Annotated in this window: 9 protein-coding genes; 7 read left to right on the forward strand and 2 right to left on the reverse strand. The window is 59.5% G+C overall.

Annotated elements, in window-relative coordinates:
• Window positions 1–705: 705 nt before the first annotated feature.
• The 4 genes from DGI_RS06100 (at window position 706) to DGI_RS06115 (ending at window position 4,940) form a co-directional block, all read left to right on the forward strand.
• Complete coding sequence (locus DGI_RS06100) at window positions 706–1,002, forward strand: helix-turn-helix transcriptional regulator (RefSeq protein ID WP_034607614.1); 297 nt, start codon at window positions 706–708, stop codon at window positions 1,000–1,002.
• The gene (locus DGI_RS06105) at window positions 999–2,552 is read left to right on the forward strand and encodes a DUF3987 domain-containing protein (protein ID WP_021759932.1); all 1,554 of its coding nucleotides are present in this window, start codon (window positions 999–1,001) and stop codon (window positions 2,550–2,552) included. The genes DGI_RS06100 and DGI_RS06105 overlap by 4 nt, the downstream gene beginning before the upstream one ends.
• A 92-nt stretch (window positions 2,553–2,644) precedes the next feature.
• On the forward strand, window positions 2,645–3,637 hold the full coding sequence (locus tag DGI_RS17840) for a primase-helicase zinc-binding domain-containing protein (protein WP_081696858.1): 993 nt from the start codon (window positions 2,645–2,647) through the stop codon (window positions 3,635–3,637).
• A gap of 229 nt (window positions 3,638–3,866) precedes the next feature.
• On the forward strand, window positions 3,867–4,940 hold the full coding sequence (locus tag DGI_RS06115) for a ParA family protein (RefSeq protein WP_021759934.1): 1,074 nt from the start codon (window positions 3,867–3,869) through the stop codon (window positions 4,938–4,940).
• Between the two features lie 216 nt (window positions 4,941–5,156).
• Here DGI_RS06115 and DGI_RS06120 read toward each other — a convergent pair whose 3' ends face one another.
• Window positions 5,157–5,366 carry a type II toxin-antitoxin system HicA family toxin gene (locus DGI_RS06120; protein WP_021759935.1) on the reverse strand — a complete coding sequence of 70 codons (210 nt, stop codon included), beginning with the start codon at window positions 5,364–5,366 and terminating at the stop codon, window positions 5,157–5,159.
• Entirely contained in the window at window positions 5,363–5,635 is a 273-nt protein-coding gene (locus tag DGI_RS06125) for a type II toxin-antitoxin system HicB family antitoxin (RefSeq protein WP_235619946.1), read from the reverse strand. The genes DGI_RS06120 and DGI_RS06125 overlap by 4 nt, the downstream gene beginning before the upstream one ends.
• Window positions 5,636–5,703: 68 nt before the next feature.
• On the opposite strand from DGI_RS06125, the gene DGI_RS19405 reads away from it, so the two are divergent.
• The 3 genes from DGI_RS19405 to darG all read left to right on the forward strand — a co-directional run bounded on the left by DGI_RS19405 (window position 5,704) and on the right by darG (window position 7,592).
• Window positions 5,704–5,832, forward strand: coding sequence for a macro domain-containing protein (locus DGI_RS19405; RefSeq protein ID WP_021759937.1), 129 nt, complete (start codon window positions 5,704–5,706; stop codon window positions 5,830–5,832).
• A 61-nt stretch (window positions 5,833–5,893) separates the two neighbouring features.
• Window positions 5,894–6,508 (forward strand): type II toxin-antitoxin system toxin DNA ADP-ribosyl transferase DarT, encoded by a 615-nt coding sequence (gene darT, locus DGI_RS06130; RefSeq protein WP_021759938.1) that lies wholly within the window; start codon window positions 5,894–5,896, stop codon window positions 6,506–6,508.
• Window positions 6,509–6,527: 19 nt separating this feature from the next.
• A complete protein-coding gene (darG, locus tag DGI_RS06135) occupies window positions 6,528–7,592 on the forward strand; it encodes a type II toxin-antitoxin system antitoxin DNA ADP-ribosyl glycohydrolase DarG (RefSeq protein ID WP_021759939.1) in 1,065 nt (354 codons plus the stop codon).
• Window positions 7,593–7,986: the final 394 nt, after the last annotated feature.

A 7,986-nucleotide genomic window follows, 5' to 3' on the forward strand; every position in this document is an offset into this window, starting at 1 on the left:
ACTGCGGTTGGCTGCGCTTAATCGTCGTTGGACGCTAATGCAGGCATAATGGTTTCGCTTTGTGCACAGGGAATGCATGCGCTACGGAGCTGATAACTATTATTGCTACTGATGCGTAGCAGATGGTGATATTCGCCTGGAATGGGGATGTCGCTGATTGGACAATCAACACACTGAAATCACTATTTCTTTTTTGTGATTTGTTTCACAATTGTTTTTTGAGAGCAAGATGAGACGATTCTGAAGTCTCCTCACACCGTATTATGCAAATTTGCGAGGCCTTTTTGCACCGTGTACTAGTCAAAATTTGTCTAGGCACAATGCCACATTGTACAAATAAAATTTTGCTGAAAAAATTATGATTAAAAATCAACATGTTAACTTGTTGGCGTACAGTTGACGAAAGTCGCTTCTTGCGTATTATTGCAGCCCAGAATGAATTGAAATGGCCCAATAAAAAACGCCCTTCGCGCTGCAACGCGAGGGGCGTTCATTGGGGCCTCACCTCTGGGGGCATTGACGTGCCTGGCAGAGGATGTGGAGACGATGCTCCTTGGCCTCCAGTGCCAATTGGTAACCAAGTAGCAAGTTTTTTTTCCCCAGTCCAATGAAAGTTGTGTAAACAGCTGTGGATTGGCGTCTCTCTTCCCTGCTGAGTATTGCTTGCCCCCGGGCAACCTCCCGCATAGGGAAGGAGTCCTCTTGATGCAGGCAACTGCAAGCAACAGATTGCTTCGCCTCCCTGACGTTCTGTCCCGTGTCCCTGTTTCCAAGTCCACTTGGTTTGCCGGCATCAAGGCCGGCCGGTTTCCCAAGCCCATTGCCGTGGGGGAACGCGCCCGCGCCTGGCGAGAAGCCGACATCAACGCCGTGTGCGACGGCACCTTCCTGGCCGAAGTGGCCACCTCTACACCGCCGGCCGCCGCTTCAGCATCCCGCCCCCGCCGGGGCAGACCGCCCAAGAATGTCGTGACCTCCAGCCCCACGGAGGCCGCCCGGTGACAGCCATCCCCCTGCAGGACGCCCGTGAGAAGTATCTGGAGCGGCGGCGCGTGGGGGAGGAGCTGGTGGACAGGCCACAGCAAGAAGACGATGCAGCCCTTGCGCCGTCCTGCCTGCCTGCGCCCCCACCCCTGCCCGTGCACGTCTTCCCCGAATCCATCCAACACATGCTGCAGACGGCGGCAGAGGCCTTCAACGTGCCCCTGGAAGCGCCAGCCTGCTGCCTCCTGGCCCTCACCGGGGCCTGCATCGGCCGCACCCGCGGCCTGCAGATCAAACCCGGCTGGACCGAGCACCCCAACCTGTATGTGGCCCTGGTGGCCCGCTCTGGCATGGGCAAGAGCCCCTGCGCCAAGGCCTTCTTCGCGCCGCTTTGGGAGGCGGAAAAAGCCTGTACCCAGCAATGGAAGGAGGCCAATGCCCAGTGGGAAGCCGACGTCGCAGCCTGGGAAGCCCAGAAGCGAAGCAAGCACCCCAGCACCTCACCCCGGCCGGAACCGCCGCCGCGGCAACAGCTCATCACCGACGACGCCACGGTGGAGAGTCTCACGGACATCTTCGCCGACAACCCCCGCGGCCTGCTCTGGTATCGGGACGAGCTGGCCGGGTTGATCCTGGACCTGGACAAGTACAGCAGCGGCCCCCAGGGTTCCACCAAAACACGATTGATGACCGCCTATGACTCTGGCCCCTGGAAGGTCTCACGGGTGAACAAGGCCCGCACGGGATTCATCCCCGCGGCCTGCCTCTCCCTCTTTGGGACCATCCAGCCGGCCGTGCTGGCGGACATCTTCACCGGCAAGGACGCCGCGTCCGGCCTGCTGGCCCGCGTGTCCTTCATCCGCGCGCCCAGGGACAAGCCGCCCCTCTGGACGGAAACCGCCTTCAACGGCCCGGCCCGCGCCACCCTGGTGCAGCTCGTCACCGGGCTGCTTCGGCTGGACTTCCATGAGGACAACCCCCTCCATCTGACCCTGGAGCCTGACGCCAAGCAGCTTTTTATTGCCTGGCATGACGAGCTGGCCCGCGAGCAATGGCTTGGGGATGGAGAGGATCAGGATTCCTTGCTCTCCAAACTCCGGGGCCAGTGCCTGCGGCTGGCCCTGCAGCTGCATTGTCTGGAGGATGTGCTGGCCGGCCGGGATTGTATCGGCTCCATCTGCGCCGCCACCATGGCCGGAGCCATCGCGCTGGCCAATTGGCTGCGCGGGCATCAGGAACAGTGCTGGACGCTCCTGGGTCAGGCGGGACGCGTCCAGGACCCGCCGCCCCTGCATCGCCGGGTGGCCCTGGCCGTGCTGGGGCTGGAGGGCGATGTCCAGGGCGGCCGGCTGCCCACGGCAGCCATCCACGCGTGGGTCAACGATGGCCTGGACGCCCGTTGCCAGGTGGACAGCCGGGCCGTGGGCAAGGCCTGCAGCAAGATCGGCCTGCGTTCCAGCCGGAAAATGCACGGCGGGGGGTGGCATATTGATGCCCAGGCCCTGACCCGTTGCCGGGCCATCGCCGGCATTGCGCCGACGTATCCGGCCGGTCAACCCATGACATGATGCAGTGAACACGGGGAAGACGTCATGCTCGCAACTGCACATCATCACAGAAGAAATGACATGTATGACGTGATGACGTGTGCGGGGCGCGCGTGAGCGTCTTCCCCATTGACCAGATGCGCCGGGCTGGCAGCACCGCCGGGGGCGAGTGGGCCGGCCCGTGCCCGCGCTGCGGTGGACAGGATCGCTTCCGCGCCTGGCCGGACCATCCCCGCGGCAAGGGCGGCCGCTTCTATTGCCGGGGCTGCGGCTGGACTGGCGACGGCATCCAGTACCTGCGGGACGCCTGCGGGGCCAGCTATGCCGAGGCCTGCCAGGCCGTGGGCGGCCCAACCGCTGCAGGACGGGGATGGATGCGCTCACATCCACGCCCGGCAGCCTCATCCCTTCTATCCAAACTACCCCAACCAACGCCACCGCCCACACCGCCCTCTCTATGGAAGGAAGCCGCCGCGGCCTTCGTGGCCCAGGTGGCCGGCCCATCGGACTACAGCCGCGCCCGTGGCCTGGAGGACGCCACGGTCCAGGCCCTGCGCCTGGGCTGGAATCCGCGGGATCGCTTCGTGGATCGCCTCGCTTGGGGCCTGCCGCCGGGCAAGCGACTCTGGCTTCCGGCCGGGCTGGTCATTCCGACAATGCCGACAGTGGAGCAGGGCGAGGTGGTGGCCCTGAAGATTCGACGCCTGGCCGCCAACGGGCCAAAATATGTGGCCATCCCCGGCGGCAGCACCGCGCCCATGGTCCTGGCGCGCGCGCCACAAGACAGCCCCGCCAAGCCCATCATCATAGTAGAAGGCGAGTTGGACGCCATCCTCCTGGCCCAGGCCGCCCGCGACCTGGTGACGGTCCTGGCCCTGCGCAGCGTGTCCAACAAGCCCGACGCCACCACCACCGCCCTGCTGCACGCCGCCCCGGCCATCCTCTGCGCCCTGGACTTCGACCGCGCCGGCCAAACCGCCTGGCCCTGGTGGCACGCCACCTTCCACGCCCGCTACCACCCCCCGGCCACGGGCAAGGATGTGGGGGATATGGTCGCGGCGGGGGTGGATGTCAGGGAATGGGTAGGGTGGGGGCTGGAGGGATGAATCCTGGAGGCACATGGAAAACATGCAATTGGCCAATTGGAAAGAGGATGCTTGACAATATCCTCCGTACACGCGACTGATCACATACTAACTCACGAAGAGTACTGGGAGTGATCAGCCGAACCGCTTTGAACCTGCTCGGATTGATCCAGCCTCACATCGGGACCAACGGCGATGTTACTATTTGTTCTGCTCACTTGTTCAGGATTCAGATGCAAGGAGAAGGTTTATGGCTAAGTCAATATGCCTGTTTAATCACAAGGGGGGGGTTAGCAAAACGACAACTGCTTTCAATCTGGGATGGATATTGGCCGAAAAGGGGAAGAAAGTTATAATCGTTGATCTAGATTCGCAATGTAATTTGACTGGGCTGGTTTTGGGGTATGATGCGATTGACGAAAACACTATGGATGTTTTCTATAATAGCCGAGACAATCTCACGATGAAGACCATTGTTGAAGATCTTATTAGTGGACTGCCTCCAGAATTGTCTCACAGGAATGACACGTCAAAAATCCATAAAACCAAGCATAACAAATTGCAACTGCTCCCAGGGCATATTGATATTGCTGAATTAGATTCTCAAATAAGTGTTTCATTGAAAATTGCATCGGGGATTCCTGCAACTAAAAATATTCCTGGCAATTTGCCTGCGCTGTTGCAGAAAATTGCAAAACGCGAGAATGCCGACTATATGCTGTATGATCTGAGCCCCAATGTTGGTGGGCTTAACGAAGTTGCATTAATGTCGAGTGATTTTTTTATTGTCCCCACTTCGCCTGATTACTTTTGCCTTCAGGCAATCGGGTCATTGAGTAAGAATATTGTCAAGTGGCACAAGGAAATCAAGAGATTTAAGGAGGATAATGGATTTGACAATAATGATTATTCAATAGCAAACAAGCCGAAATTTTTAGGCGCCATCCAACAGAGGTATCGGCCGCGTAATGACAAGCCTGCAACTTCTTTTCAACAGTGGATTGACAAGATTCGGGAAGCCATCAACAATAAGTTAGTTCCCGCCCTGGACAGTATTGATTGTGTTATCGAGCGAGAAAAAGTTGAGAAAGCTCTAGCTGGATCAGAGTTCGCCCCATATGACTTGGCTCATATATCAGACTTTAACTCTCTAATTGCAATCAGCCAACAGCTTTCGAAACCTATTTTTTCGCTTTCAGACGATGAAATTAAGAATACTGGTAGAGTATTTGGTCATGCCGAGCTTACAATGACAGGGAGCAGAGACAACTTCTTGAAAGCCTTTGAGGCGCTGGGCGACAGAGTAATTGCGCTGACCCGCTGAGCTTTTCAACCTGCACAACATGTTGGCCCAACTCTCGCTTTGAACTTCAAACCGTTCTGGAAAACGTCTACCCATGGCCCAACAGTTGATTTGTTGGCGTGCATCCCCATGCCCATCCTCGTCTACCACTTCACGCACATCCGCAACCCGCCCGGCATGCGGCAGGGAGATGGGCACAGCAATAATCCGAGGCGAGGAACAGGGACACCCCGCGGCCTACAAGTCTTCCGGGGTCAAGCCTGTATGTTTGGCGATACGGGAGAGCATCTTGCGCCCAAGCTCATCGCCATCGGAGAAGGCCCAGATGTAATTGGGCCAGCCCGTGCGGGCCAGGGTCTTGTGGGAACCGCATTGCCGGATTTCCACCCAGCCCAGGCGAAACAGGGCGGCCAGCACCTGCCTGGCTTTGACGGAAGGCCAGTTCACGCGAAGCAGACGGTCTTGGTTTGCCTGGAGTGGATGGCCCCGCCTTCGATCTGTTCAGCCAGGACGCGAAAGGCCAAGGCCGTGGCCCGATCTTCCGCCTCTTCGCGGGTGACGCCGTAGACCAGCACGCCGGGCAGCTCCGGCACCTCGGCAATCCAGCGGCCGTCATCTTCGCGGTCAAACTCAATGGTCAGTTCCATGCAGACCTCCCATGCCTGAAGAATGGCCAGGAGCAGCGCACCTGTCAAGGCCGGACAAGTGGACGTCATCTTCCCCGCCGTGCCCTTCCTTGCTTCCCGTCCAGAATGACACTATGGAAGACCATGAGGAATGCAACATGGAGCACCCTGCACACGGGAATCTGCTCACAGCCAAGACCGATGCCCTGGTCAACACCGTGAATACCATGGGGGCCATGGGCAAGGGCATTGCGCTGCAGTTCAAGAAGGTCTTTCCCGAGAACTAAGCGGCCGTGTTGAAAAACGTCTCCCCCTGGCCAAACAGCTAACTTGCTGGCGTGCATCCCCATGCCCATCCTGGTCTACCACTTCACGCACATACGCAACCTGCCCGGCATGGTCCAGGCCGGCATGGTGCAGTGCAACACCCGAATGCGGCAGGGCGATGGGCCGATGGTGGATATAGGACATGCCCACATCAAGGACCGCCGGGACAAGATCGAAGTACCCGTGCCACCCTTCGGCACCGTGGCGGACTACGTTCCCTTTTACTTCACCACCCGTTCGCCCATGCTGTACGCCATCAACGGCGGCCGGGTGCCCGGCTATCAGGGACAGGATGATCTGATCTACCTTGTCGCCCGGGCTCACGAAATTGAGACCGTGCGCGCGTGCTGTTTCACAGATGGGAACGCGGCCCATAGCATCAGCCGATTCCACTACAATCTGGAAGACAGTGATCCGCGACTTGACTGGGAAGTCCTTCAAGCCAGGCAGTGGGCCAATACCCCTGACGATTCTGACCGCAAACGCCGGCGGCAAGCAGAATTCTTGGTGCATGACCACGTACCCCTGGACCTGTTCAAGGGCGTTGCCGTACGCACGCCGGCCATGGAGCAGCGCGTCCGGGACGCCTTCCCCGCCGTGCCCTTCCTTGCTTCCCGCCCCGAATGGTACTATTAAAGACCATGAGGGACGCATCATGATTCACCTTGCACACGGCAATCTGCTCACGGCCAAGGCCGATGCCCTGGTCAACACCGTGAATACCATGGGGGCCATGGGCAAGGGCATTGCGCTGCAGTTCAAGAAGGCCTTTCCCGAGAACTATGCGGCCTATGTCAAGGCTTGCAAGGCAGGCGAGGTGCAGGTGGGGCGCATGTTCGTCACCGAATCCACCCGGTTGGACGGCCCGCGCTTCCTCATCAATTTTCCCACCAAAAAGCACTGGCGCTTCCCCAGCTCCATGGCCTTCATCGAGCAAGGCTTGGCCGCCCTGGTGCAGGAGGTCCGCGCGCGGGGCATCCGCTCCATCGCCATCCCGCCCCTGGGCTGCGGCCTGGGCGGGTTGCCCTGGGCAGAGGTCAAGGCCCGCATTGAAGACGCCTTCGCTGACCTGCCCGACGTGGACGTCTACCTCTACGCCCCCGCCGGCGCGCCCGACGCCGCGACCATGCCCAATCGCACCTCGCGCCCCAAGCTGACCCACGCCCGCGCCGCCTTTCTGGGCGCGGTGGATCATTACCAAAAGCTGGTGTTCATTGATGACCCCAGCCTCCTGGAAGTGCAGAAGATCGCCTATTTTCTGCAGGAGGTGGGCGAACCCATGAAGCTCAAGTACCAGAAGTGGACCTATGGCCCCTATGCCGACAACCTGCGCCACGTGCTTGCCGAGCTGGACGGCCACTACCTGACCGGCTGGGGCGACGGCGCCAACAAGCCCGGCCAGAAGATCGTCATCCTCCAGGAGACGCTGCCCCAGGTGGAGGGCGTGCTGGAACAGGCCCCGGAAACCAAGGCCCGCTTTGACCGCGTAGCCGCCCTGGTGGAAGGTTTCGAGTCGCCCTACGGCATGGAGCTGCTGGGCACGGCGCATTGGGTCATCAAGCACGAGCTGCCCCCCGGCGAAGAGCCCACCGTCCGCAGCGTTGCGCCCCGTGTACAGGATTGGACACAACGAAAGGCCAATCTCTTCTCGGAAGACGACATCGGCGTGGCCCTGGAGCACCTCAAGGAGCACGGCCTGGCCGGCACCCCCTCTGCGTAATTTGGCACGGTGGAAATTTGGGGGCGCACACGGTCTTGGGCGCAAGGGCTCCAGAGATTTCCCTCCCCCCTCCCCAGGCCAGCCGCGGGCAGTGGCCGCCGTTGTTTTTTGGGGCATCCGCAAAACACCGCATTGGACATTGTGCGCAGTTCGCGTAATTTCTGTGCAACCTGCTTGTGCAGCCTGAAATGATTCATTTTCATGCCGCACGCCTCCCCCGCGCCGCCCACCGCGCCCATCAGTGGTACAATTTTTTTTCGCCAACTGGATCATGGGGGCATCAAAAATTTTAGGGGCATTTTTAGGGGCAGAATGGCGACTTCTCAGGAATTGTTCACTGTAATTTCAAATAGTTATTATTCAAGTTCAATAGCCCCCGCCTCCACCAGAGCAA

It is taken from the genome of Megalodesulfovibrio gigas DSM 1382 = ATCC 19364, assembly GCF_000468495.1.
GTDB lineage: Bacteria > Desulfobacterota > Desulfovibrionia > Desulfovibrionales > Desulfovibrionaceae > Megalodesulfovibrio > Megalodesulfovibrio gigas.